Annotated in this window: 26 protein-coding genes and 3 pseudogenes; 27 read left to right on the top strand and 2 right to left on the bottom strand. The window is 40.5% G+C overall.

What is annotated here, in order from left to right:
* The first annotated feature begins 83 nt into the window (after positions 1–83).
* The 23 genes and pseudogenes from AC27KL_RS01980 to AC27KL_RS01870 all read left to right on the top strand — a co-directional run bounded on the left by AC27KL_RS01980 (position 84) and on the right by AC27KL_RS01870 (position 16,273).
* Positions 84–557, top strand: coding sequence for a hypothetical protein (locus tag AC27KL_RS01980; protein WP_339323100.1), 474 nt, complete (start codon positions 84–86; stop codon positions 555–557).
* Positions 558–572: 15 nt separating this feature from the next.
* Positions 573–849 (top strand): annotated as a pseudogene (locus AC27KL_RS01975) (RNA 2'-phosphotransferase).
* A gap of 614 nt (positions 850–1,463) precedes the next feature.
* Positions 1,464–1,904: a hypothetical protein gene (locus AC27KL_RS01970; RefSeq protein ID WP_487168615.1), complete on the top strand. Its 441-nt coding sequence runs from the start codon at positions 1,464–1,466 to the stop codon at positions 1,902–1,904.
* Positions 1,905–1,918: 14 nt separating this feature from the next.
* The gene (locus tag AC27KL_RS01965) at positions 1,919–2,431 is read left to right on the top strand and encodes an immunity 42 family protein (protein WP_487168614.1); all 513 of its coding nucleotides are present in this window, start codon (positions 1,919–1,921) and stop codon (positions 2,429–2,431) included.
* A 186-nt stretch (positions 2,432–2,617) separates the two neighbouring features.
* On the top strand, positions 2,618–3,313 hold the full coding sequence (locus tag AC27KL_RS01960) for an RHS repeat domain-containing protein (RefSeq protein WP_487168613.1): 696 nt from the start codon (positions 2,618–2,620) through the stop codon (positions 3,311–3,313).
* Positions 3,314–3,333: 20 nt separating this feature from the next.
* The gene (locus tag AC27KL_RS01955) at positions 3,334–4,308 is read left to right on the top strand and encodes a polymorphic toxin-type HINT domain-containing protein (protein WP_487168612.1); all 975 of its coding nucleotides are present in this window, start codon (positions 3,334–3,336) and stop codon (positions 4,306–4,308) included.
* A complete protein-coding gene (locus AC27KL_RS01950; RefSeq protein ID WP_487168611.1) occupies positions 4,309–4,830 on the top strand; it encodes a hypothetical protein in 522 nt (173 codons plus the stop codon).
* A 196-nt stretch (positions 4,831–5,026) separates the two neighbouring features.
* Positions 5,027–5,182 (top strand): annotated as a pseudogene (locus tag AC27KL_RS01945) (RHS repeat-associated core domain-containing protein); the annotation flags it as partial.
* A gap of 574 nt (positions 5,183–5,756) precedes the next feature.
* Entirely contained in the window at positions 5,757–6,014 is a 258-nt protein-coding gene (locus tag AC27KL_RS01940; protein WP_487168610.1) for a DNA-binding protein, read from the top strand.
* Positions 6,015–6,064: 50 nt separating this feature from the next.
* The gene (locus tag AC27KL_RS01935) at positions 6,065–6,394 is read left to right on the top strand and encodes a hypothetical protein (RefSeq protein ID WP_487168609.1); all 330 of its coding nucleotides are present in this window, start codon (positions 6,065–6,067) and stop codon (positions 6,392–6,394) included.
* Positions 6,395–6,627: 233 nt separating this feature from the next.
* Positions 6,628–7,254, top strand: coding sequence for a hypothetical protein (locus AC27KL_RS01930; protein ID WP_487168608.1), 627 nt, complete (start codon positions 6,628–6,630; stop codon positions 7,252–7,254).
* A 235-nt stretch (positions 7,255–7,489) separates the two neighbouring features.
* Complete coding sequence (locus AC27KL_RS01925; RefSeq protein ID WP_487168607.1) at positions 7,490–8,212, top strand: hypothetical protein; 723 nt, start codon at positions 7,490–7,492, stop codon at positions 8,210–8,212.
* Positions 8,213–8,377: 165 nt separating this feature from the next.
* Positions 8,378–8,620, top strand: a complete 243-nt coding sequence (locus AC27KL_RS01920; protein ID WP_487168772.1) for an RHS repeat-associated core domain-containing protein — start codon at positions 8,378–8,380, stop codon at positions 8,618–8,620.
* A 647-nt stretch (positions 8,621–9,267) separates the two neighbouring features.
* Positions 9,268–9,564: a hypothetical protein gene (locus AC27KL_RS01915; protein WP_487168606.1), complete on the top strand. Its 297-nt coding sequence runs from the start codon at positions 9,268–9,270 to the stop codon at positions 9,562–9,564.
* 219 nt (positions 9,565–9,783) lie between these two features.
* Positions 9,784–9,918, top strand: a pseudogene (locus tag AC27KL_RS01910) (RHS repeat-associated core domain-containing protein); the annotation flags it as partial.
* A 651-nt stretch (positions 9,919–10,569) separates the two neighbouring features.
* Entirely contained in the window at positions 10,570–10,830 is a 261-nt protein-coding gene (locus AC27KL_RS01905; RefSeq protein ID WP_487168605.1) for a hypothetical protein, read from the top strand.
* A gap of 547 nt (positions 10,831–11,377) precedes the next feature.
* Positions 11,378–11,686, top strand: a complete 309-nt coding sequence (locus AC27KL_RS01900) for a hypothetical protein (protein ID WP_487168604.1) — start codon at positions 11,378–11,380, stop codon at positions 11,684–11,686.
* 176 nt (positions 11,687–11,862) lie between these two features.
* Positions 11,863–12,150: a magnesium and cobalt transport protein CorA gene (locus tag AC27KL_RS01895; protein WP_487168603.1), complete on the top strand. Its 288-nt coding sequence runs from the start codon at positions 11,863–11,865 to the stop codon at positions 12,148–12,150.
* A 295-nt stretch (positions 12,151–12,445) separates the two neighbouring features.
* Positions 12,446–12,781, top strand: coding sequence for a hypothetical protein (locus AC27KL_RS01890; protein ID WP_487168602.1), 336 nt, complete (start codon positions 12,446–12,448; stop codon positions 12,779–12,781).
* A gap of 116 nt (positions 12,782–12,897) precedes the next feature.
* Entirely contained in the window at positions 12,898–13,140 is a 243-nt protein-coding gene (locus AC27KL_RS01885; RefSeq protein ID WP_487168601.1) for a hypothetical protein, read from the top strand.
* 4 nt (positions 13,141–13,144) lie between these two features.
* Positions 13,145–13,807 (top strand): YfjL-like protein, encoded by a 663-nt coding sequence (locus AC27KL_RS01880; RefSeq protein ID WP_487168600.1) that lies wholly within the window; start codon positions 13,145–13,147, stop codon positions 13,805–13,807.
* Positions 13,808–14,827: 1,020 nt separating this feature from the next.
* Positions 14,828–15,751: a WG repeat-containing protein gene (locus AC27KL_RS01875; protein WP_487168599.1), complete on the top strand. Its 924-nt coding sequence runs from the start codon at positions 14,828–14,830 to the stop codon at positions 15,749–15,751.
* Positions 15,752–15,922: 171 nt separating this feature from the next.
* Complete coding sequence (locus AC27KL_RS01870) at positions 15,923–16,273, top strand: hypothetical protein (protein ID WP_487168598.1); 351 nt, start codon at positions 15,923–15,925, stop codon at positions 16,271–16,273.
* A gap of 217 nt (positions 16,274–16,490) precedes the next feature.
* On the opposite strand, the gene AC27KL_RS01865 is transcribed toward AC27KL_RS01870, so the two are convergent.
* Positions 16,491–17,663 (bottom strand): acyl-CoA dehydrogenase family protein, encoded by a 1,173-nt coding sequence (locus AC27KL_RS01865; RefSeq protein WP_487168597.1) that lies wholly within the window; start codon positions 17,661–17,663, stop codon positions 16,491–16,493.
* Between the two features lie 230 nt (positions 17,664–17,893).
* Between AC27KL_RS01865 and AC27KL_RS01860 the strand changes: the two genes are divergently transcribed.
* The 4 genes from AC27KL_RS01860 to AC27KL_RS01845 all read left to right on the top strand — a co-directional run bounded on the left by AC27KL_RS01860 (position 17,894) and on the right by AC27KL_RS01845 (position 21,098).
* Positions 17,894–18,772 (top strand): transporter substrate-binding domain-containing protein, encoded by an 879-nt coding sequence (locus AC27KL_RS01860; RefSeq protein WP_487168596.1) that lies wholly within the window; start codon positions 17,894–17,896, stop codon positions 18,770–18,772.
* A gap of 111 nt (positions 18,773–18,883) precedes the next feature.
* The gene (locus AC27KL_RS01855; protein ID WP_487168595.1) at positions 18,884–19,591 is read left to right on the top strand and encodes an amino acid ABC transporter permease; all 708 of its coding nucleotides are present in this window, start codon (positions 18,884–18,886) and stop codon (positions 19,589–19,591) included.
* A 13-nt stretch (positions 19,592–19,604) separates the two neighbouring features.
* Positions 19,605–20,318: an amino acid ABC transporter permease gene (locus AC27KL_RS01850; RefSeq protein ID WP_487168594.1), complete on the top strand. Its 714-nt coding sequence runs from the start codon at positions 19,605–19,607 to the stop codon at positions 20,316–20,318.
* Positions 20,319–20,342: 24 nt separating this feature from the next.
* Positions 20,343–21,098, top strand: coding sequence for an amino acid ABC transporter ATP-binding protein (locus AC27KL_RS01845; protein ID WP_339323115.1), 756 nt, complete (start codon positions 20,343–20,345; stop codon positions 21,096–21,098).
* Between the two features lie 216 nt (positions 21,099–21,314).
* On the opposite strand, the gene AC27KL_RS01840 is transcribed toward AC27KL_RS01845, so the two are convergent.
* A complete protein-coding gene (locus tag AC27KL_RS01840; protein WP_487168593.1) occupies positions 21,315–21,950 on the bottom strand; it encodes a hypothetical protein in 636 nt (211 codons plus the stop codon).
* Positions 21,951–22,135 lie beyond the last annotated feature (185 nt).

The raw sequence follows: 22,135 nt of genomic DNA, 5'->3' as shown, positions 1-22,135 counted from the left end.
CAAGATAATATCGAAAATTTTTCTGTCAAGTATAATGAAGGTCCCAATTCCGGCAGATAGTGCACAAAGGTTTGTATAAAGGAATGGTCAAGTTCCAACAACTTGGGGTGAAGCAGTCACCAATAGAATTAACAATCAAAATTCATCCTATAGAACAACTAATCCAAATGGCTCAAATATTACAGGATGGGATGGTAATTAACATGGAGATTAGGTTACCCGAAAAATCAGTGTTGCCAAATGGGTTTCGCTATCCGGAATCGCTATTTAAGGTGGTAAGGCTTAATTTAATAAACCTTGACCCATGGATTATTATGAACGGTGACCAAGTTGTCTCAAGGATAGAGGGGTTAAAGGAGCGGTATCCTAATAGAACACTTATTCCATTTGCGAGAAGATTAGATAACGATGATTTAGCTTGCTTTGAACCAATGAAAGGGGAAGGAGTGCAAGTAATTCATGACTTTGCTTCCTCTGGTTACGAGCAGAGGAAAGAGTACGCCGATTTTTGGGATTGGTTTAGGGATGCTATGAACGAAATGATTGAATTTGATTAAGGAAGAAGATGAACTATGGACTTTCCTAAACTTAGCAAAGAGGTTTCTTGTGCTTTAAGACATGCCCCTTGGGAGTATGAATTAGGGCTAGATAATGAGGGTTGGGTAAGCATAGAACAATTATTAATGGCATTACGCCTTGCTAAAACGTAAAGATTCAAACCCAGTACTGCTCAAGATAGAAGCTGAAAAGGCTTCAAATGAGGGGGTGAAGTTTTACCAAGGCAATAATTCTGTATGGTTGGCAGATTCTATTCCATCTATGTTTATTAAAGTAGAATCGTATCGTTAAAGATATTAAAACCTTGATTGGCTCTTTAGCCCGTCAAGGTTTTTCTTTGTTTTGGTGGGCGCTACCAAGTGCCGAATGACTCCATCATTCAACCAATAACTCATATAACCCATGTAAGACCCGTATAAAGATTTTGTCAGTTTGCTTTTACGCACATCAATGCTTGAATTTTATAACCCGAATAACGCTACTCCGTTACACCGAACAGGTCGATTATGGTCAGATACCACCATGATTGACCTGTTTTTTTAGCCGACGATAAATGTTTGTATGTCACATTTGACGTTATTTCAACGCCATTCACTTGATTTCGGACATGGCTCAATCCCTTATCCAATGCGTCTTCCGACGATTTCTAATGCAATTATGCGAATTTGCGAAAGCGGACATTATCGACGGCAATCCCTTGGAATTTTCAACGTCCTACCAGCAATATCCTCTCCTTCAAATTAGACGTTATGGTATCGCCGTATTTCCGCTTTTCTGTCCTATATCGCGGCGACCTCTGGGGAACATTTCGGCGACTACTCTTCTGTTGTATTCCATTAATAATACCGTCACATCTACGGCGATTATGGCGACATATCCGAGCGTCAAGGATATCGCTGATTACGTTGACTAAATATCGTGGGGGTAATACTACCCCCGGCGTTAGTCATCGTATTATTCGCATGAACTATGCCGTTTTGGGGAAGAAATTTCAAAAAAGTTTGGGGGAACGTGAAATGTCGCGGACTAAGGATGCGCTGATTAAGCCGCGAAAACGGAGGGGACGGCAAGGGAATGCCATTAAACGACCTGTTACGCAAGATTCGCCGCCAAGCCGTTTTACTGCCACAGTAATTTTATCGCGGGGGAAGGAGCGGCGACCAGAGTATTACCGTTATAACCTGTCTTATGAACGGTTATTAAATATGAAAACATGGTATGGTGTAGGAAAGGACGGGAAAATTTACAGATATTTTGATGACAATGCAGGAGGAGTTCACTTTGGTACTGTATCAAAAGAATCTGTGCCAAAGGACGTACTTAATCAACTGGGAGTTAAAAAGTAGTGGGGGAATAATATATGGTTTTCGGTGATCGTTCGCTTTTTGCTGTGGAGTTTGAACTTGACCAAGAATACAATGGCGTTTGGTTATTCGGCAAATTCTGCTATTGGATAAGGGGAAAGCGTATAGGTGATTATGAATTGGGAACTTCACTTCGTGACGTATTATTCTCGTTGGATACTTTAGTTCAAGATAATGGGAATAGAACACAGGTAAATCTATTTGAACTATCTCGAAGTGATTTGTTTACAAGATTGGATGGGGCGCTATTTGGTTATGAAAAAACACTGTATGATGAGGTAGCTATAAAAGAAAATTGGGCCCGTTTTAATGTTGTTTTGCCTGTTGATATTTTTGATGGGTGTAAGGTATATCTTGTTGAGAATTTAGAAATGTCAAGAATGTTATTCAGGAATCTTAATGAAGTGGAAGTGCAAGAGGGGAATTTTGAGAAGGGTCTGTTTGATGAGGTTATATCACGAGCCCATCAGGAGCTAGCCATTCTTTACAACAATATAATTAAAAAATAGTTAATTCATCATCACTCATCACATTGTAAAACCTTGATTGGCCGAATGCTTTTCAAGGTTTCTTTTTTTAGTGGGCGTTACCCAGTGTGGAATGAACCGATCATTTAACCAATAATACATCTAACCTATGTCATTCCGCCGGGACTAGCCAAAAAATGCGGCCAATACGACGAAGAATACCCGGATATGCATCCAGGCGGCCCACGGGACGGCTGGGAGAAACAGTACAAGAAAAAGCACTGGGAGCTGAACTTCACCAATGACGTCAGTTTGGACCTTCCAGAGCCGCTGCAGGTCGCTGAAACGGATTACAGTAAATGGAAACAATCTTACGTATACGGAGCAGGCGGAGAACGGCTGAGCATGACCTATCTGCCAGCCTATGATCCGAACAACGGCTGGGAGCCGGTTCCGGGTGACTGCGGAGCCAAGCCGGGAACGCAGCCGAAGACGCTCTGGTATATGGAGGATGCGCTCGGCAGCGCCTTGGGCCTCGTAGAAAAAGACGGCCGCGTGTCGGCACGCTACCACTACGACGAATTTGGCATCCCGCTGGACGGCAAGAAGTTCGACCTAAACTGGCCGGGACCGGACAATTTGTTTGGATACACCGGGTTGGGATATGGTTATACTGACGGCCTGACATACGCCCGTGCTCGTTATTACCAGCCGGAAATTGGACGGTTTATTAGCGAGGATACGTACAGGGGGATATTAGGAAATCCGCTTAGTCAGAATTTGTATGCGTATGTGGAGAATAATCCAATTAATTTCGTAGATCCTAGTGGGCACTACTGCGTTTCACCTGATGGAAGAAACGCACATGATGGACTTTGTAATAATGAAAGTAATTCGAAAAATACTATATTCCTGATTTTTTAATTGGCGATGGCTTCCCACTGATGAAGGATGGTAAAGTTTATGGCCACTGGAAAGTCGGAAAAGATGATACTCTGAGATATCAAAGCTTATCAAAGCCGTATTTCTCGACTTTTTGGAAAGAAGCCAACTTAAGTAAAGAGAACTACTATAATGACTGGGTATTAGCGGTACCCCTAGCCCAAACCGTTTATACTCCTGTTTCTCCGAAGATCGTGCCAATAAAAGGAGCAAAGAGCACACCGAAGCAATCATCAGGCAAGCCAGCGAAAGTGCCGAATAGCAGCACCACACCATCTTACTCAAAAGCTAAATACGACTGTAACTGCTTTACGGCGGGAACCAAGGTGCAAACAGACGAAGGGGAGAAGCCTATCGAGGAAATCGAGGTAGGGGATAAGGTTCTCTCTAAGGATGATGAAACTGGCGAGATAGCTTACAAGGAAGTTGAATGGCTCTACCAACGTGATGTTGAAGAAACGTATAATATTTCTGTTGGCGGTGAAGTCATAACGACAACCGACGAACATCCGTTTTGGATTGTAGGCAAAGGTTGGGTGGAATCGAAGAACCTTGAGGAAGGCGATGTTCTGACAACTTCGGATGGCAAGGAATTAGCCATTGAGAAGATTGAGGTTAAGAAGGAACATAAGACTGTCTACAACTTTAAGGTAAAGGACTTCCATACGTACTTTGTTTCCAATCTTGGTATTTGGACGCATAATAGTTGTGGTTGGGTTCGGATGACTACAAAACAATCTACTGATGCGGCTAAGAAATTAGGTTGCGAACCGACGAACTACACTGCTAAAAATGGTGAAAAGATATATTATAATAAGAAAACTAAAACCTATATCAGTCAGGATATTGGCAGTGGTGATGGTAGTGGTCCTCATAATGGAGGGGTATGGAAAATGGCAAAATCACCTGAGGCATTGAATAAGAAGGATACACGGATGGGCACGTATGATGGAAACTTGAATAGAATAGGTGATTAAATGTATAAGTATCGTATTTCAAAGTACAATCCAATTTTTAAGGGGAGTACTGGCAGATATTTGAAAGAGGATTGGACGGCGATAAGCGATATAGGAAAAACCTTTGATAGCCAGTTACTTACGATTGAACTTTACAAGTCAGTTGAAGATAACTATGTAAATACCGTAAGAACAATTATGAATTATTTGAATGTATCTCATCTTACCGTAAGTAATATTAGAAAAAGTTCGAATGAAGAAGAATTCAAAAAGGTCGTTAATAAATACCAACCACTATACAACAATAACGAGATAAGAGATGCATATTACAATCTTGTTGACAACACGAAGCTATCTGCCCAAGAAATTGAGCCTGTGGTGAGACTGTTGCTAAGGGAAGATATCGGAGCTGATGTATATTGCGAGAATGTAATGAGAGTTTTTATTGGATACGATTTTCTAATGGGAATTCATACAGTTCAACCCATCGAATCAATAGTTCTCGATATTGAAAGAATGGGAGTGTTTGTCGAAAAAGTTTAATAATAAAGCATTATTATTGACCTTGGGGGAGCAATTCCTTCAAGGTCTTTTTTTACCCCACCCAGTGCCGAATGAGTCGGGAGGCATAGCCTGAAAGAACTTAACCTTCATCAGCCCCGTATAATAATTCTCTAATATACAGTGCGAAAGTTCGATCTGAACTGGCCGGGACCGGACAATTTGTGGTTATAATGACGGTTTGACATACGCCCGAGCTCGCTATTACCAGCCGGAGATTGGACGGTTTATTAGCGAGGATACGTACAGGGGGACATTAGGGAACCCGCTAAGTCAGAATTTGTATGCGTATGTGGGAAATAACCCCCTGATTTATGTGGATCCGAGCGGGCATGCGGGGCGCCTCTTTGACTTTCGTGGAGGTTCTGGAGGAGCCAGAAACTTTGGCGGTGGTGTTGAACGCGGCGGGGGCGTTGGATCAATAAGGGGTACAAATATAACCACCAAGCTTTCGTCAGGACCTTATAAAGTTAGCAGTCCAAGTAAAGTTGTAGTCGAAAATAGTTTGAACAATTTCCCTATTAAGGCTACCCCGAATAAAAGTTACTTTACTCCGAAGTATTTAAAAGTAGGGAAAGTGGCGAATAAGGGGACGGGTAATGGTGCTGACAATATAGCACAATACGAAAAGCTCAAAACCCACCTCCGACAAGCAGAAAAGTATGGCAAAGCTGAAATTAAGGAACTACCAGACGGTAGAATACGGTACTATGGAGAAGTAACTCCTGCTACAAAACCTGGTGAAATGGTAGAGTTAGAGAGTGGAATCCAGAAACAGGCTCTAAAAGAACGTGGCATGAGACTTTAGACCAAGCCGGAAATATAAGACAGGTTAGACCTGACACTAAACTTACTGGTGGTAATAAGGTTCATTATCGATTCGATGGCAATGGAAACTACATTGGACAGTGGTGATTAAATTGGTACAACCAACAAAAGAAGAATTGCTTAGTAAATTCCGGTCAATTTTACAAGGGAGTTTATCAAGGGAAGAAGTAGCTGATTGGGCTTCTGAATTCGTAATGCAAGATGAGCCTATCGTTACTGATGACGATGTGTGGGAGCTTTTGAATTTAGCTTCTGGAGTCGATATAAAAGATTCACCAGATGAATACTTGCATGTAGAACAAGATATTATCAATTGGATAAATAAGTTCAACAGTTAAAAATTACTCTTAACCTTGATTGGCTTCGTGCCTTTCAAGGTTCTTTTTCTTTGGTGGTGTCCCATCTGAATGAATTTCTTAAAAAATATACTGTCGAACTTGTTAATCAAGAATTTATAGGTGAATTTGATGAATGGTTTGAGTTTGACGAGATACCTCAACCAATCAAACAGTTTGGTCAAAATATTAAGGAACTTATAGAAAGAAAACTCATTGAACAACTTACAATAATACTTGTCCGGTATGCTTATGATGAAAAGGTGGCTGATAATATCTTTGTAGGTGATTTCCGAATAGAGAACATTTATGATGGGCTGTATCATGCATCTTGTTTTGGTAACTCAGGGAATATTGTGGTGATAAGGATAAGAAAATCCTAAAATCTAGTTGGGGGCTAATTAGTGCCAAATGAACCGCCATCCAACCAATAACACACATAACCCATGTATTACCCGTATGAAGATTTCGTCATTTACGTTGTACGCATCAAAATGCTTGAATTTTATACCCTAAATCCGCTATTCCGTTACATTGAACGGGTCGATATTTGGAAAAAGTACATTGAGCCTATATTTAAGTCGCGGTGAGGTTATACACATGCTAAGGGGGGGATATGCAGGTATGGTTTCGGCTTCTACTGATAGCAGTAATATTATTTAGCGCTTCATCATTTGTTTGGTTTCTTCTAGGCTCAACAGCTTATTTCCAACGAGGCATGGATATTATTGGGACTACCATACTTTGGGGCGCGGCGGTACCGGTTCTTTTGTTTGTTGGATTTTTTACTATACTACTCATTAAAGGATGGACTCCAACGAGCGGAGGACAATATGTTGCGGTTTTTATTGGGCTGGTAATATCTATACTACTCTCAGCTGCACTGATTCAAAGCGTCATTACTCATGGTTGGTCGAAAGAAAAGGTAGAAAGTGACTCAATACAGATTACGGCAGATAAAAAGTATGAATATCGAGTCGATTTAATCAATTTATTTCAAAGGAATAGTCATGCACGGCTCTTTCTAAAAGATTTAGGCTCTGGAAAAGAAACCTATATTCCTGTCGATATTCAGACAAACAAAATTATAGGACTTGGGGTAAAAAAGGTTAATCACTGGGTCATGCTTAAACCAACAGACACTGCATCTCAGTATATTCTGTATACCACAAATGAACTTGGCATCCCTGAAGAGAAATTCAAAATAGACATCTTATCAGGAACATCGAGTAGAGTTAATTAAAATATAATTAGCCACAATACGACTAATCCCCGTGTTGTGGTTTTTCTTTGTTGGGGCGGCTAAATTGAATATTTTGATTTTGTCGGCAACAGAACTGAACTGTTACGTAATTGCTCGACTCGAAAGCTATTAACCGGGTGGCCTAATGTCTAAATGTAAGAAATTCCAATAACCATCGATTTCTTGTAATACAATGTATCTAGGAAATTTTCGAAAAAATATGAGGGGATGCTACATGTCGATTACAAAAGGGATTAAAACTTATGTTGTACCAAAATTTTATTCATATGGTTTTAGTCTGGAAAAAACAGGAGGTAGTAGCTGGAGATTTGGGCGTAGCCAAAATGGAGTTGATCAGTTTATTGAGTTTGAAAAAAGTGATTGGGAGAAGAATGCCCTAAGAGTACACTTCTATACGTCGTCAGACCTGTCCGGCAAGTTTGATTCGCATTTTCAAACAGAAAATTGGAGAGGCTGGACATATTACACGGACTCTGATTCTTTACGTCAAGTATTAGAGCAGTTTGTTGAAATATCGGTACAATACGGCATGCCCTGGCTTGAAAGCAACAGCATCCCTCCGCTAATTCTGCCTAAGGAGACTTTAAAAAAATTGGAGAGAGATCCGGAAGGAATTGCGAGTTCCTTTGAAGACCGGTATTTACTTCAATATTCTGCTCAAGATGCAATTTTAAAACTGGAAAAGCTTCTAATCAGTCAAAAGAAAGTATGCGTGGAACCGGATTGGGACCTGGTAATTGGAGCGGCAGCGTTTTATGGAGAATATATTCGCAGAAATATAGGCGGTGAATGGGGAACAATCCAGGGTTCATTTTATGGTTTGAAAAATGTTGTTCGGAGCATCCCTGCAAATCCCGTTGAACTCGTCTTTGACTTTTGGCAAAAACCTGAGGAAGGTGGACTGGTGGAGTGGTTTGAATCTTTCAAGTCCCTTTAATAAACTAGTTAACTGTTTCGAAATGTCGAATTAAAATTTATTTCGGTTTCTGTCAATTAGGAAGTCTTAATTATGAGTTGTGAGAGATAAAACGTTAGATTAATTCTTAACTGTAAAATTTTAGTTCTAGAAAAAGGGGGAATTTAAAAATTTTTTCAAACCTTGATGATCCTCTCATTCAAGGTTTCTTTCTTTATAAAGACTAAAAAAAAGTTCGACCTGAACTGGCCGGGACCGGACAATTTGTTTGGATACACCGGGTTGGGATATGGTTATACTGACGGCCTGACATACGCACGAGCTCGCTATTATCAGCCGGAAATTGGACGGTTTATTAGTGAGGATACGTATAGGGGGATATTAGGGAACCCGCTAAGTCAGAATTTGTATGCGTATGTGCGGAAATAACCCCCTGATTTATGTGGATCCAAGCGGGCATGCGGGGCGCCTCTTTGACTTTCGTGGAGGTTCTGGAGGAGCCAGAAACTTTGGCGGTGGTGTTGAACGCGGCGGGGGCGTTGGATCAATAAGGGTTACAAATATAACCCCCAGCTTTCATCCGGACCTTATAAAGTTAGCAGTCCAAGTAAAGTTGTAGTCAAATATAGTTTGAACAATTTCCCTATTAAGGCTACCCCGAATAAAAGTTACTTTACTCCGAAGTATTTGAAGGTAGGTGAAGTAGCGAATAAGGGGACTATCCCTAAACTTGTTTATACAAGAGTTAATGTTCGTAATGGTGATGCCAATGTAAAAGGCACTGGTCTAAATTATGCTCTTGGGAAACATGGTGGGGTAAATAAGCCTAACAAATCACAATTCTCTATTTCTCGTGACGAGTTAAAGAAACTTTTGCAATCGAAACAGGTTGTAAATTCTCCAGTAACTGTATCGCCGACTTTGGGAAATTTTGTACGTCAGGTTGATGTAGGTTACAAAGTAATTTACCAGTTAACAGGGGTGGTGCGCCGACGAGTACGATAACAGTTATTACTGATATAAAAGGTAATCTTGTAAATACTTTTCCAGGTGGGCTGGGATTCGGGGAGGATAGTATGTTTAAAATTATTTTAGAATTAGCTAGTGGTGAACAGCTAGGGAAGGTGTATGAAGTTAGTAATGTGGAATATTTACAGCAAGATGAGGATGAATTTGAACTGTTGGGTGAGCTATCTACCTGTAGTTATGATGTTTTTTCAAGTAAAGACATGGATAAATTATTAAATGAACTTGAAAGATTGAAGGATAAGTTAGTTGACTCTAATGCAATAAAGCACATAGAAGAAATTAAATCATTAGCCCAAAAGTGCAAAGTGATTACTTGTAGCAGGTTAATTATCACACCTTTTTAATTTAATTAATCTGTTATATGACACTGATAAGCAAACAGGTTCTCACTTTTTTGGCGAGACTACCCAGTGCAGAATGAATCCAATATTAAACTAACAACACATCTAACCCATCTAATAATACATTTATTTTATAACCTAAATAACGTTATTACGGTACCTGAAACAGGTCGATTATGGTCAGATCCACCATGATTGACCTGTTTTTTTAGATAATGCCGCCGCTATTACCAGCCGGAAATTGGACGGTTTATTAGCGATGATACGTATGAGGGGCAGATTGATAATCCGCTGACGCTGAATTTGTATACGTATGTTCTTAACAATCCACTGATTTACGTTGACCCTACTGGTAATTGGTCAACGGAGGTTACAGCTAACTGGACAATCAATGAATACAAATTGGCTTATGAAAAGGCAAAAGCAAGCGGAGGCAACTATCAGAAATACGCTGATGCAGCTAACGCACTTCGTGCACAGTTAGTGGCTACAGGAAGATATTCATCATCAGATATAATGCAATCAACAGATAGTGCTATCCCTGAAAAAGTCGTGTTACAAATTGCAAACTCAAGTGTTGAGGAATGGGCAAAATCTGACCCTGCAGGATTTGGATTATACTTTAAGGGTGTTACTCTAAGTGTTCCAACATCCAAGACAGAAGTTGCACTATCTTTTGCAGGTGGTATGCTTGGCAAAATTGGGGGATTGGAATTCAGGTCTCAAAAGCTACTTGACGACCACTTCGATAAGCATGTTATAAAGCAAAAGGAGTTAGGCCCAATTACAAAAGCTGCATATTTAAAGGGTGCACAAAATTTATACTCAGAAATAGCAGACGGCACCAATATCCTCACTATGTCAAGGACAAGCGATAAAGCTACATTAATCTACAAGCCGTCAACAAACGAGTTTTTATCTATTTCATCTGATGGATATATTAAAACATATTTCAAACCTACAAATGGTATGCAATACTGGGAAAGTCAAAAATAGAGGAGTGTCAGTATGTCAGTTTGTCCTGTATGTGGTTTTAATGGCTTGGAAGAGCCCCCCTATGCAAACGAAAATCCGAATTCAGGGAGTTTTGAAATCTGTAGCTGTTGTGGATTCCAATTTGGAGTAGATGACGTAGATGGTGGATTTACACATGAAAGCTATCGTAGAAAGTGGATTGATGAAGGGGCTCTTTGGTTTAGTGGGTCTACACCTGCTCCGAAGAATTGGTCATTTAAAAAGCAACTTCAAAATCTAGGGATTGATATCTAATGTCGATTGCCACATGCGAGGGTAATAACTCCATGTGGTTTTCTTTTTTTATAGCCCCCCGTGGGTGCCGATTGAAGCGGGCTGCTTGGCCCAAACGAACTTAACCCTCGACATCCCCGTATAAAAATCTTCTGAATGTTGTACGCACATGGCAGTTGAATTTTATCCCCTTTTATAGACAACTTCTAATTACATTTGAATCGCAAAATCATTAGATACCATCATGTTCTGTTCCAATAACCTTATCTTCGTTTTCTCACAGAATTCTTGAAATCATAAGGAATTGCGATAATCGCAACAAACCACTACGCCAAGACGATAGGGAGGGCGAGAAAAGTCTTTCGCAACTCCGAGAATACACATTCCGATTACTACGCCTTTTTTATCGGACGGAGAAGGCTTTATTAACTAGGATACGTATAAGGGGGAACTGACGAATCCGTTAAGTCTTAACTTGTATACGTATGTTCTGAACAACCCATTAATCTATGTTGACCCGACAGGACACTGGAATGAGAAGTTAGGATTTAACTACGTAATAAACGAGATGAAAAATAAATGGGCTGTTGCACCTACTGGGGATGAAAGGGATTATTGGGCTCAGCAAGCAGAGGATTTAAGAAATCAGATTAGAGGATCACAATATTTCAAAAGCGGTTATTATACAGAAGCAGACATAATGCAATCTACTGATGTTATGATACCTATGGATAAAATCATGAAACGGGCACATGATATGTTTCCTGCTTTAAGTGCAATTCAAGGATTCACAGAAAGTGCCGCCATATACATTGAGAATCATCCCGGTGAAGGAATTGCAGTTTCAGCAGGTATGGGTATTATGGAGATGGAATGACAGACCCTCAAGGGACTAAAGCAATAATGTACTACACAGTCATGTATAAAAATAATCAAGCGTATAACCTAGAGGTTCTATATGATAAGGCTTAAAATACTGTATTGCACTTTATGTATACTAGAGACCCCCTTGGCAACCTTTCCGGCTATACCAAAGAAATGAGGTGGTGCGAAATGTCCGAACTAAGCCCTAAGGAACGACTTTATTGGCTTATGGAACTACTGATTAGAAAAGAAATAGAAACATCAAAATTCTGCGATGAGTTCTATCAAACTTATGAGCATGACTTTAACGAAGATTTAAGTGATATCGAGAAAACCTTATTTATGGAAATCTCTCATAAGGGTTCTAGATTCTCAGAATTCCTTGAAGACCATTTGCAGTATCCCGGTGTTTATGTTACCGATTTGGACATTCGATCCTTGGTACTTGATTCTTGGACTAAGTTGAAAGGACGATAGGTTTTGATTAGCCATGTGGAGCAAATAATCCTCCATATGGCTTTTCTTATTTACTCCCTTCTCACCCAGTGCCGAATGAATCGGGCGGCTAGCAATGAAAGAACTTAACCCTCATCTTACCCTCGTATGATATTCCCTAAATATGATTGTACGCACGTAAATGCTTTAATTTTATAACGAATCAGCGTTACTTCTAACTGGTTCATTATGGTCAGATACTACCATGATTGACCTGTTTTTTTAATCTTCGCTTTCGCACGGTTTTTTCAAAAATGAATAGAATCTGTATACGTATGTGGGAAATAATCCGCTGATTTATGTGGATCCGAGCGGGCATGATGCCATTGTGCTTACTAATCCAGATTTAGCAATGGGTTTTGGGCATACATCCCTATTACTCCAAAATAATAAAGGTGAATGGTCATATTTTTACTACGGTGATTACAGCATCGAATTTTCTAAGGTTGATTCTAATGCACTTAAGGATTTGAAAAATCTAAAATCATGGGGCAAAAAAATCGACTTTCTGGAGTTGGTGGAAACGGATATCAATTCTCTACTTATATACAGGGGGATTTTAACAAATCCTATTTTGCTGCAACAAACATGGTCAATACCTACGAAAGCCTGAAGGAACAAGACGGTAAGAATCCCCAGTATAATTTGATAACATGCAGTTGTTTTACTAATTCAAAAGAGCTTTTATCCATAGGAACCCTGTATAATGGTGTCAGTATGGAGAAATTTATGGCCACAGTGACTTCGAAAGAACTGGAGTTTGCCGGTATTGCTGGGACCAAGGTACCTAATGTGGGTAATGCTGCTTTTGCAATGACTTTCTATAATGATGCTTTCACAAAAGATGATTATGCGCAGCAACTAAGCAGCGAAATGGAACGATACGAAAATATGAATTGGTTTATGAAGACAGCGCATCGTGCTAACTATCATATTTTCAGGCTAAATATACTTTTCGGCCAAAATCCTTAGAAAGGTGGTTCCTGTAATTGCTAAAAAGTATTTAATGCTTATAATTATTCTTGCCATATTAATTGGGGCTTTCTTACTTAGTTTCAAGATAGATGGCAATCCGTGGGAGAGAAGATCTTTTAAAAAGGATGTAGAATCATACATTAAGTCGAAATACCCTGATATTGAGATTAAAAATCAAAAGGTTTCGTATTCTTTCAAAGAAATGAAGTATCGTTCTTTGATTGTTACTGATTCTGATGTTTATTTTTTAGTTTGGCTTGATTATAATGATCATTTTGTTGATAACTACTACGTTTCAACGTGGGAACAACAAGCTGGACATCAAATTTCTGAAAAACTACAGAAAGTTGTTAATCTTAGTGCACCTATAACTTTAAAAATTTCCCTAAATAATGAACAGATGGTACCCTTTAAAGATCTAAATTCCTTTACACAATTCAAGGATCGAATGCATGACAAGGTAAAGTTAATCGTTAACTATAGTGAAAGGGAAATTAGCGACGACTTATTAAAAGAGGGTTTTAAGGTAGTAGAATGGATAACTTCACAGAATTACGGAATGAAAATAGTCTTCATGTTTAAAGGTGAGAAATCAATACAAGTTAAGGAGGAGGATCTTCATAAAATCAGGGTATGGAAGGACCTCAGTAAATATATAATGTGAAGTTTATTAAAAAGTATGGGGTTCAATCATCTTTAAATTTTAGGTCACACATTTCATAGCTGTAACTGATAGAGATGACATGAAGTTAGTAACTCTTAAACGTTCTTAACTGAAAAGTTCAGTCTAAGTTTGTCAGACACTGAATTACAATTGATATTTATAATGAGGCCTTGAGGGGGGGCAATCCTCAAGGTTCTTTTTTTATACTACGGTGCCAAATGAATTGGGAGGATCTATCCCAACTAAATTTGCCGTTGAAGCGGATGACAGCAAATAGCTCCAGATGGAACTATTTCGCATTAAAGAAAGGAACGTACATGCAATGCTTGAATTTATACCCTAATGCATGGCTTGTTAAGAAGGAGAAGGGTGATGTAAGTGCAGAAGATTATCTGCTCCAAATTCCGGTGTAACGAAAACTATGATTTATCGAACGAATCAAAGAACAGGACAAATTTTAAAAATATGATTATATTATTGACACTAGTGGTTATTTGCCTATTAGTGTACGGCCTTGGGAGGTGTACAAATGAGAGATTCAAATAAAATTATTCTTTTATTTCTCATTTTGAGTGTAGTGGTGGTCGTTACTCTTATAGGCCAACTTAATCTGGTTAACATTGTAATTGTTATTTTCTATTTCGGACTTCTTGCTTTTTTTTCTCGATATGTATCCAGCAAAAAATCAAAAAACTTAATAATTGGATTAAATTGCGTTACAATAGCGATTTTATTGCTTAAACACATATTATTTCCATAATGATTAGCACATGCACCGGCCACAATACGACTGATCATCGATTTCTTGTACTACAATGTAGCTAGAAAATTTTCGAAAAAAATATATGGGGGGTGCTACATGTCAATTACAAAAGAGATTAAAACTTATGGTTTGTACCAAAATTATATATTCCGCCGGGACTAGCCAATACATGCTGACAATACAACGGGGAATGCCCGGATATTAAGATTATCGTTGCTATAGCAGAGGAGATAATACCCTGAAAAAAGAGGTGCAATATGGACTACTTCCCGTTTAACGAAGGCGAACAATGGGGATATATCGGTCGGGAGTGGGACGTTCTGATTCCTCCGATCTTTGAGGAAGCCGATTATTTTTCTGATGGATTAGCAGCTGTATTAAAAAATGGTTTATGGGGTTATATCGATATGGGTGGGAACGTGATCATAGACTATCAGTTTCAATCCGCAGAGAGGTTTGTTGAGGGAAAAGCCTGGGTAATGGCAGAAGAGAAATTCACATTACTGAATAAAAAAGGGGACGTGCTCAACCAGCTTCCAAAAGGTATTGCGGATCATATCGATGGTCTTTCCTCAAACTTGTATAGATTTAGCAGAGAAGATAAGTTTGGTTTCCTTGGCCCTGACGGAAAGATGCGTCTCGATGCTGTGTATGACGAAGCAAGTTCATTCATTGATGGGATAGCGCTTGTGTCAAGAGAAGGCAAATCCTATTTTATCAATACCGGGGGTTCAGTCATACTTGAAAGCCCGAAGTATAGACCTGTTGAAGGGTTCTCTGAAGGCTTGGCTCAGGTTCTTTTTGAAAATAGGCAGTATGGATATATCAATACGGAGGGGGAAGTCACTATACCTCCAAGCATGAGAATTGGCAGCAGATTTTCAGAAGGAATGGCATTCTTTTTTGATCCCCAGACGATGAAATATGGATATATGAACGCAACGGGGGATACGCTTATTGAGGCAAAGTATGATGCTGCTCTTCCCTTTATCAGAGGGCTTGCTTTGGTTAAAAAGGGGAAACAGGTGGAACTGATTAATGACCGGGGAGAAATGGTGTACCCTTTGCCAAAGGAGTCCAACGTAGATGTTGAGTCTTATCTTCAAGGGGCAGGATATTTCATGGTGAATGTAGATGGGGAAGAGAAGCTCTTTAATCGAGAACTGGGTGAAATGAGATAATAAATGGTACATTAAAAATAAGGACGCTGGTGGCGTCCTTATTTTTATGATTTGACAATGCTTAAAGGCAAGGGCAACTGCCACGTAGCTGCTGAAACCGACGGCAGAAAATGGAAACAAAGTATTAGCCAAAGACGATGAGACAGGCGAGATGGCTTATAAGGAAGTTGAGTGGCTCTCTTCCAACGTGATGTTGAAGAAACGTATAATATTTCTGTTGGCGGTGAAGTCATAACGACAACCGACGAACATCCGTTTTGGATTGTCGGCAGAGGCTGGGTGGAAGCACAGCATCTTGCGGTGGGCCGAACGGATTATTCCAAAATGCTTCATAATTCACCTCGCAGGATTGGCGTAAGCAATGGAGAAATCGTAATATTAGATAGAACAGAAGTTAGAGAAGGATTAGGACCAATTTGGCATGGTCATGTTAGAAGTTGGGACTCTCTGGATGACAAACTAAAAAAGATGTTAATAAATGCAGGATTAGTTGATAAAAAAGGGAGGCAGATTAATCCCTAATGGAAAAGGTATTTACATTTCACGTGTCTAGTGAAGAAGAACCAAAGGTAACCGATGAATATCATTCCTTTGAAAGTTGCATAGAAAACTTTGGTATAGTAAAGAGATTTAATATTGATCTTGATAAAGCTAAAGTGTGGCTTAATAAATATGAAGAGATATTGGAGTCACTATCTTAAAACTAATTTTGAGACCTTGGGGCGAACGTTCCCAGGCTTCATACTCGTGCCGCTGCTTTTAACTTATCCTGCTCGATGGCCGATAAAGCGATCTTTTGTATAGTAGCGTCATCCATAGGCGGATTATGCAAGCCGGCTCTTACATCCCGATAGTATCTCTGCAATGGACTGCTGCGGTGGATGCTTTTGATTCCCAGGATTCTCATCGCTTTGTCCACAACAGCAATCGCCGAATTGGTGACTGCATGTTTGGCAGCGCCGAGCTCGTTCGTGAGGAGCGGTCTTCGCGATACATCATCGTAGGCTTCGGCAGCACTATATAAAAAATGCCTTACTTTCATCAGCTCAAGATCCATTTCGCCTATAAGCTGTTGAATGTTGGCCAGCTGACTGATCGGCCCGCTTATGCTATTAGGCGAATATTGATTGGCAAACCCGACCGCGTAATCTCTCGCGGCCTGAGCGACGCCCAGATAACAAGCCGGAATGTGGAGCAGCCAACCGTTCACTTCTTTTCCTCTGCCAAGAATATCCGGCTCAACAAGCAGATCCTCATGAACGGTGACTTGCTCCAGGACAAGATCATGGCTGCCAGTTCCCCGCAACGAAATGGTATCCCAAGTTTCATCGATGCTAAGTCCCTCTAAATCCTTATGTACCAGGAAATACCCGATCGTCTCTGTCTCCTCTATCCATGCCGAAACCAGAAAATAAGTTAATATAGGAGCAAGCGATGTAAACACCTTACGTCCCGAGAGCACCCAATGGGTTCCCTTTTTTATGGCCTTGGTCTCGGGACGGCCGCCTCTTGTCGGGCTTCCTGTCTGGGCCTCAGAGGCAGCTCGATTGATTAAGGCCCCCTTGGCAATTTCTTCAGCTATAAAATTCAGGTCTCGATCCGACCATAATTTTTTCTCAAACAGCTCCCCGATCACGGACAAATGCCAGCCAATAGCTAGGGCAGTAGAGGCATCGAAGCTCGCGACCGTTTCCTGAAGCAGCACCATATCATATACGTTTAGCCCTCCCCCGCCATAGACCTTTGGAAGCGTCGACCGGGTGTAGCCCAGTTCAATTAAATCGACTATATTTTCGGTAGGGAAGAGCCCCTCCTCATCGGTACGCGCGGCTTTATTTTTGAAATCAGCCTCCTTTTCGTAAAGCTTGTTCAGCCAGTCCTGTTGAATATCCCGCCGTATAAATAAATTCATCCGGATTCCCCCTCCATGCGATAAAAATGCCCTCTTGCCTAACCATTCAAGATACCATATAATTCCGATTGGATTTATTTAGTATCATGTTATTTCCAATGCCTGTTATTTGTCAAGAAAAGAAAGCTCCCTCGATCAACTTTAAATCATACTTTACTGATTGGTTTACTTATGTTAATATTTGGTTCATCCAAAAATGGTTCACGATCAGATCAAAGGAGGTTTGCGTTATGAGAAAAAAATGGTTATCCATGGCTGTCGCTAGTTTGGCGCTGGTCACTTTCCTGGCCGGATGCGGTTCAAGCACAACGGCTTCCACAGACGCGTCAAAGGATTCTTCGGATGGTAAGGATTCCAAAGCCAGAGTTGTCAAAATAGCGTATGATCAAGCTTCCAAGCCGATAAGTTACACGGACGACAAGGGCAATCCAACGGGATATGATGTGGAAGCTATGAAGTTAGTAAGCCAATTACTCCCTCAATACAAATTCGAATTCGTTGGAACATCCAGCGACGACTTATTGTTAGGCGTTGAGCAGGGCAAGTATCAAGTGGGGATTAAAAATGCCTTTTGGACAGAGGAGCGAACCAAAAAATTTATTTTCCCCAAAGAATTCCTGGGCTTAAGCAGCACCGGACTTGTGTTGAAGAAAAAGAATGAAAACATCAAAAACCTGTCGGATTTTGCTTCAGCCGGACTTACCTTAGCGCCAATTGCCGCAAATAACGCGCAATATACCATTATTGACGAATACAACAAGGCGAATCCTAATAACAAAGTAAAATTGCAAGCCGGCGATTCGTTCACAGTGGATGTAGTTCAATGGGTAAATGAAGGACGCGTGGACGGAGGAGTCATGATTGAAGGTCCTTTTCATAAGCAGGTCACTGAACCGGACGGCCCCTATTATAAATTCAAGGATCAGATTGTCTACAACGAGTTCGCCGTAATCAAAACCTGGCCGTTGTTCAATAAGAAGGAACAGGAATTCGCAGATGCTTACGATGAGGCTATTCAAAAGCTGAAAAATGACAAGAAGCTCAATGAATTGAGCATCAAATTTTATGGGCGGGATTTATTCGAGGTATTAAATTCTGTTAAAAGGTAACAGCCTGTTGCCTAACCGGTTTTCCAAAGTCAAATAAAAGCTTGTCACTTGAGTGGCAAGTTTTTTCGATTAATGCTTTTACCTATTCCTAAGCCAGAATGAAGGTGAACCATGAACCAGTATTTCGATGCAAAATATATCTTTGACTCCATTCCCGTGTTAATTCCTTTTTTAAAAGTAACCTTTATGGTTACCGGTTTCTCTGTGCTGTTCGGCACCCTTTTTGGGTTCCTTTTAGCGGCGGCAAAAATAGGGAAGAATCGCTGGGCTAATAAAATGGCTCATGGGTACACCACTATGATCAGATGTACGCCGTCCATTGTACTTCTATTTCTGACGTATTACGGAATACCATACCTATTCAATCAGTTTGGCATCGACTTGAACAGCATTGATAAATCTGTATTTGTGGTTATTACGTTCTCGCTTCAATTCGCGGCAGCGATGTCTGAGGTCATCAGGACCGCCTACGAATCTGTAGATAAAGGGCAGTATGAAGCTGCCGTAAGTGTAGGATTGAGCAGCACGCAGGCTTACAGGAGAATCGTTTTTCCCCAGGCTTTTGTAGTGGCGCTGCCCAATTTCGGCAACAGCTTGCTAGCGCTGATTAAGGAAGGCGCCTTGGCGTATACGATCGGATTGATCGATGTCATCGGGAAAGCAAGTTTAATTATTTCCAGCAATTACAACGCTCACGCGTTAGAAATTTATCTGGCCTTGTCCCTGATTTACTGGGTGGTTTCCATTGCTATTGAGCAGCTCTTCTCGAAGCTGGAACGAATATTCGGCAAAGGAAAACAAGCACTAAAAACCGTATGAGGAGGTGGGAAACGTGTCGGAGGGGCTCGATTGGGGATTTTTGGTGAAAACCTTTTTTATAGCATTGTCCGGTGCTCCTACTGCTTTGGCCATTACGGTGGTTGCGCTGCTGATTGCGGCTCCGCTCGGCTTTCTGGGAGCGTTAACGAGAATAAACAAAATCCCGGTTTTACACCGGCTCGCTCAGATCTATGTTTCTTTTGTAAGAGGAACACCTATCATCGTGCAAATTTTTATTATCTACAGCAGCGTGCCCTTATTGCTAACTTCTCTATTTGCGAAATTTCATATTCAAGCTGACGTTTACAAGGTGAATCCGATCTGGTACGCATTCATCGTATTTTCCTTGTACACGACAGCGACGCTGATTGAGGTATTCCGTTCGGCCATCAACACGGTCAATAAAGGGCAGCTGGAGGCCGCTTTGTCTGTCGGATTAACTACCGTCCAGGCTTTTAGAAGGATTATCATCCCGCAAGCGTTAGTCGTGGCATTACCCAATATTTGTACGGCAACAACCAACTTAATTAAAGCTACCTCTTTGGGCTATGCGATGTCCTTGCAAGAAATCACTTTAAAAGCCAAAGTGGCTGCCAACGTCGGCTACAATTACGTAGAGGCTTATATCGATATTTTTCTTATCTATTTGATCATTTGCAGCCTGGTGGAATATGGATTCAAGCGGTATGAGAAATATTTGAGGACCTACAAGACGGTCAATACCTAAGAATGAGCAAGGGGGGCCACACACGTGTTAGAGATTCGGGATGTCTATAAATCATTTGGTAAGCAGGAGATTTTAAAGGGAGTCAGCTTAAAAATAGATAAGGGTGACGTGGTCGTCATCCTTGGCCCCAGCGGTTCGGGTAAAACCACCTTACTCCGATGCATTAATTTCTTGGAAAGATCCGACCACGGGCATGCGGTGTTTGGCAATGTCGATGTAAACCTTCGAACAGCTACAAAAAAACAAGTTCACGCGATTCGGCAAAAGGTCGCTTTTGTATTCCAAAATTATAATTTGTTCAACAATAAAACAGCGTTAGAAAATGTGACCGAAGGGCTGATCATCGGAAGAAAAGTACCTAAACAGGAAGCGGATGAAATCGGCAGAACCATGCTGGACAAAGTGGGGCTTTCAGACAAATACCACGCGTATCCCAGCCAATTATCAGGAGGACAGCAGCAAAGGGTTGGCATTGCGAGGGCTCTTGCATTAAATCCTGACATCATTTTATTTGATGAGCCTACTTCTGCGCTTGATCCGGAATTAGTCGGGGAAGTGTTAACCGTCATGAGAAACATTGCAAAGGAAGGGACAACCATGCTGGTGGTTACTCACGAAATGTCCTTTGCCAGGGATGTGGCTAACACGGTTATTTTTATGGATGGCGGAAGCATCGTGGAGCAAGGAACGCCGAAGGACATATTTACCAACCCGAAAGAAGAGCGCACCCAACAGTTCTTAAGGAGGGTTTTGCCGGCGGATTACTCTTATGACATTTAGGTCAAGATACAGATTCGGATAGGTTGGCAGCTTCCGTTAATCAGGAAAAAACGCCACAATGCAACTCATCTTTGTGGAATGAGCCTAAACAGAAAGTGATAACTAGTTAGGCGTTTCCAGGGCATAAGCTCGGTCTTTGTACCAGGCTCATGCCCTTTGATTTTGCCTCGATCCGTCTACGGTTATGGCCGAAATACATTTATGTACGGTTGAAAATCATTTATTGAATGGATCCGGATTAATGCCGTACTCTTTTTCAATACTTAATAAGCCCTCGATATATTTTTTTGTTTCCTCTGTACTTTTATGGGTGTATATGTTAAGATCTTTTATTACTTCTTCTTTGCTTAATTGTCCAGAGGTATCGTTTTTCAGAGATAGTATTAAAGCTTGAGCTTCTATTAAATAACTTATTGATTTTTGCATGTGTTCATGAATTGAAATGATTTTAGGATATTCTTTATATTTCGAGGCGATCTCATCGATTTCTTTTTTTACATCCAACAAATTATTATATTTTTGCTCATGAAATTCAAGATTTTGCTTTATTATCCCAGGTATTTGTCGTATAACCAAAAGTCGTATACCTAATTTAGCCGTATCCTGCCTGTACGATTTTATTTTATCTTTCATTTCCAGTTCGATTCTCTGAGTCCTTGCTTGTTCTAATAAAGTTTTAGCATCCTTATTCCGAGGGTCATCCATAAGAACGTCATTAAAAAGCTTCTCGGCATCCTTGTAACGTTCTTCTTTTAATGCAGCTTTCCCCTCTCTCATGGCCTTATCAAAGGGTGAACTGCATGCACTTAAAAACAAACACAACGCTGCCAAAACTAAGCATAACTTCTTCATGGTTACTGTTCCCTTCGTGATAAAATATGTACAGAATTATTTTAGTGAGTATTTTCTGATATGGCTACAGAAATCAACACGACAATGACTGCTAGAGAAGGGGAAATCACCGTTATCAATAAAAAATTTCAATCGAAAAAAAGGGCGCTGGCAGCGCCCTTTTTTCATCAACAAAAACTCCTCAT

The organism is Paenibacillus sp. YAE3 (genome assembly GCF_057546105.1).
The sequence above is the reverse complement of the archived record's forward strand: the minus strand, read 5'-3'. Positions and strand labels throughout refer to the sequence as shown.

Bases quoted from the DNA above. Each gene is read 5' to 3' on its own strand.
- AC27KL_RS01980 (WP_339323100.1), top strand. From the start codon at position 84: ATGGTCAAGTTCCAACAACTTGGGGTGAAGCAGTCACCAATAGAATTA.
- AC27KL_RS01965 (WP_487168614.1), top strand. From the start codon at position 1,919: ATGGTTTTCGGTGATCGTTCGCTTTTTGCTGTGGAGTTTGAACTTGAC.
- AC27KL_RS01960 (WP_487168613.1), top strand. From the start codon at position 2,618: ATGCATCCAGGCGGCCCACGGGACGGCTGGGAGAAACAGTACAAGAAA.
- AC27KL_RS01955 (WP_487168612.1), top strand. From the start codon at position 3,334: ATGAAGGATGGTAAAGTTTATGGCCACTGGAAAGTCGGAAAAGATGAT.
- AC27KL_RS01950 (WP_487168611.1), top strand. From the start codon at position 4,309: ATGTATAAGTATCGTATTTCAAAGTACAATCCAATTTTTAAGGGGAGT.
- AC27KL_RS01930 (WP_487168608.1), top strand. From the start codon at position 6,628: ATGCAGGTATGGTTTCGGCTTCTACTGATAGCAGTAATATTATTTAGC.
- AC27KL_RS01925 (WP_487168607.1), top strand. From the start codon at position 7,490: ATGTCGATTACAAAAGGGATTAAAACTTATGTTGTACCAAAATTTTAT.
- AC27KL_RS01920 (WP_487168772.1), top strand. From the start codon at position 8,378: ATGATCCTCTCATTCAAGGTTTCTTTCTTTATAAAGACTAAAAAAAAG.
- AC27KL_RS01915 (WP_487168606.1), top strand. From the start codon at position 9,268: ATGTTTAAAATTATTTTAGAATTAGCTAGTGGTGAACAGCTAGGGAAG.
- AC27KL_RS01905 (WP_487168605.1), top strand. From the start codon at position 10,570: ATGTCAGTTTGTCCTGTATGTGGTTTTAATGGCTTGGAAGAGCCCCCC.
- AC27KL_RS01900 (WP_487168604.1), top strand. From the start codon at position 11,378: ATGAAAAATAAATGGGCTGTTGCACCTACTGGGGATGAAAGGGATTAT.
- AC27KL_RS01895 (WP_487168603.1), top strand. From the start codon at position 11,863: ATGTCCGAACTAAGCCCTAAGGAACGACTTTATTGGCTTATGGAACTA.
- AC27KL_RS01885 (WP_487168601.1), top strand. From the start codon at position 12,898: ATGGCCACAGTGACTTCGAAAGAACTGGAGTTTGCCGGTATTGCTGGG.
- AC27KL_RS01875 (WP_487168599.1), top strand. From the start codon at position 14,828: ATGGACTACTTCCCGTTTAACGAAGGCGAACAATGGGGATATATCGGT.
- AC27KL_RS01865 (WP_487168597.1), bottom strand. From the start codon at position 17,663: ATGAATTTATTTATACGGCGGGATATTCAACAGGACTGGCTGAACAAG.
- AC27KL_RS01860 (WP_487168596.1), top strand. From the start codon at position 17,894: ATGAGAAAAAAATGGTTATCCATGGCTGTCGCTAGTTTGGCGCTGGTC.
- AC27KL_RS01855 (WP_487168595.1), top strand. From the start codon at position 18,884: ATGAACCAGTATTTCGATGCAAAATATATCTTTGACTCCATTCCCGTG.
- AC27KL_RS01840 (WP_487168593.1), bottom strand. From the start codon at position 21,950: ATGAAGAAGTTATGCTTAGTTTTGGCAGCGTTGTGTTTGTTTTTAAGT.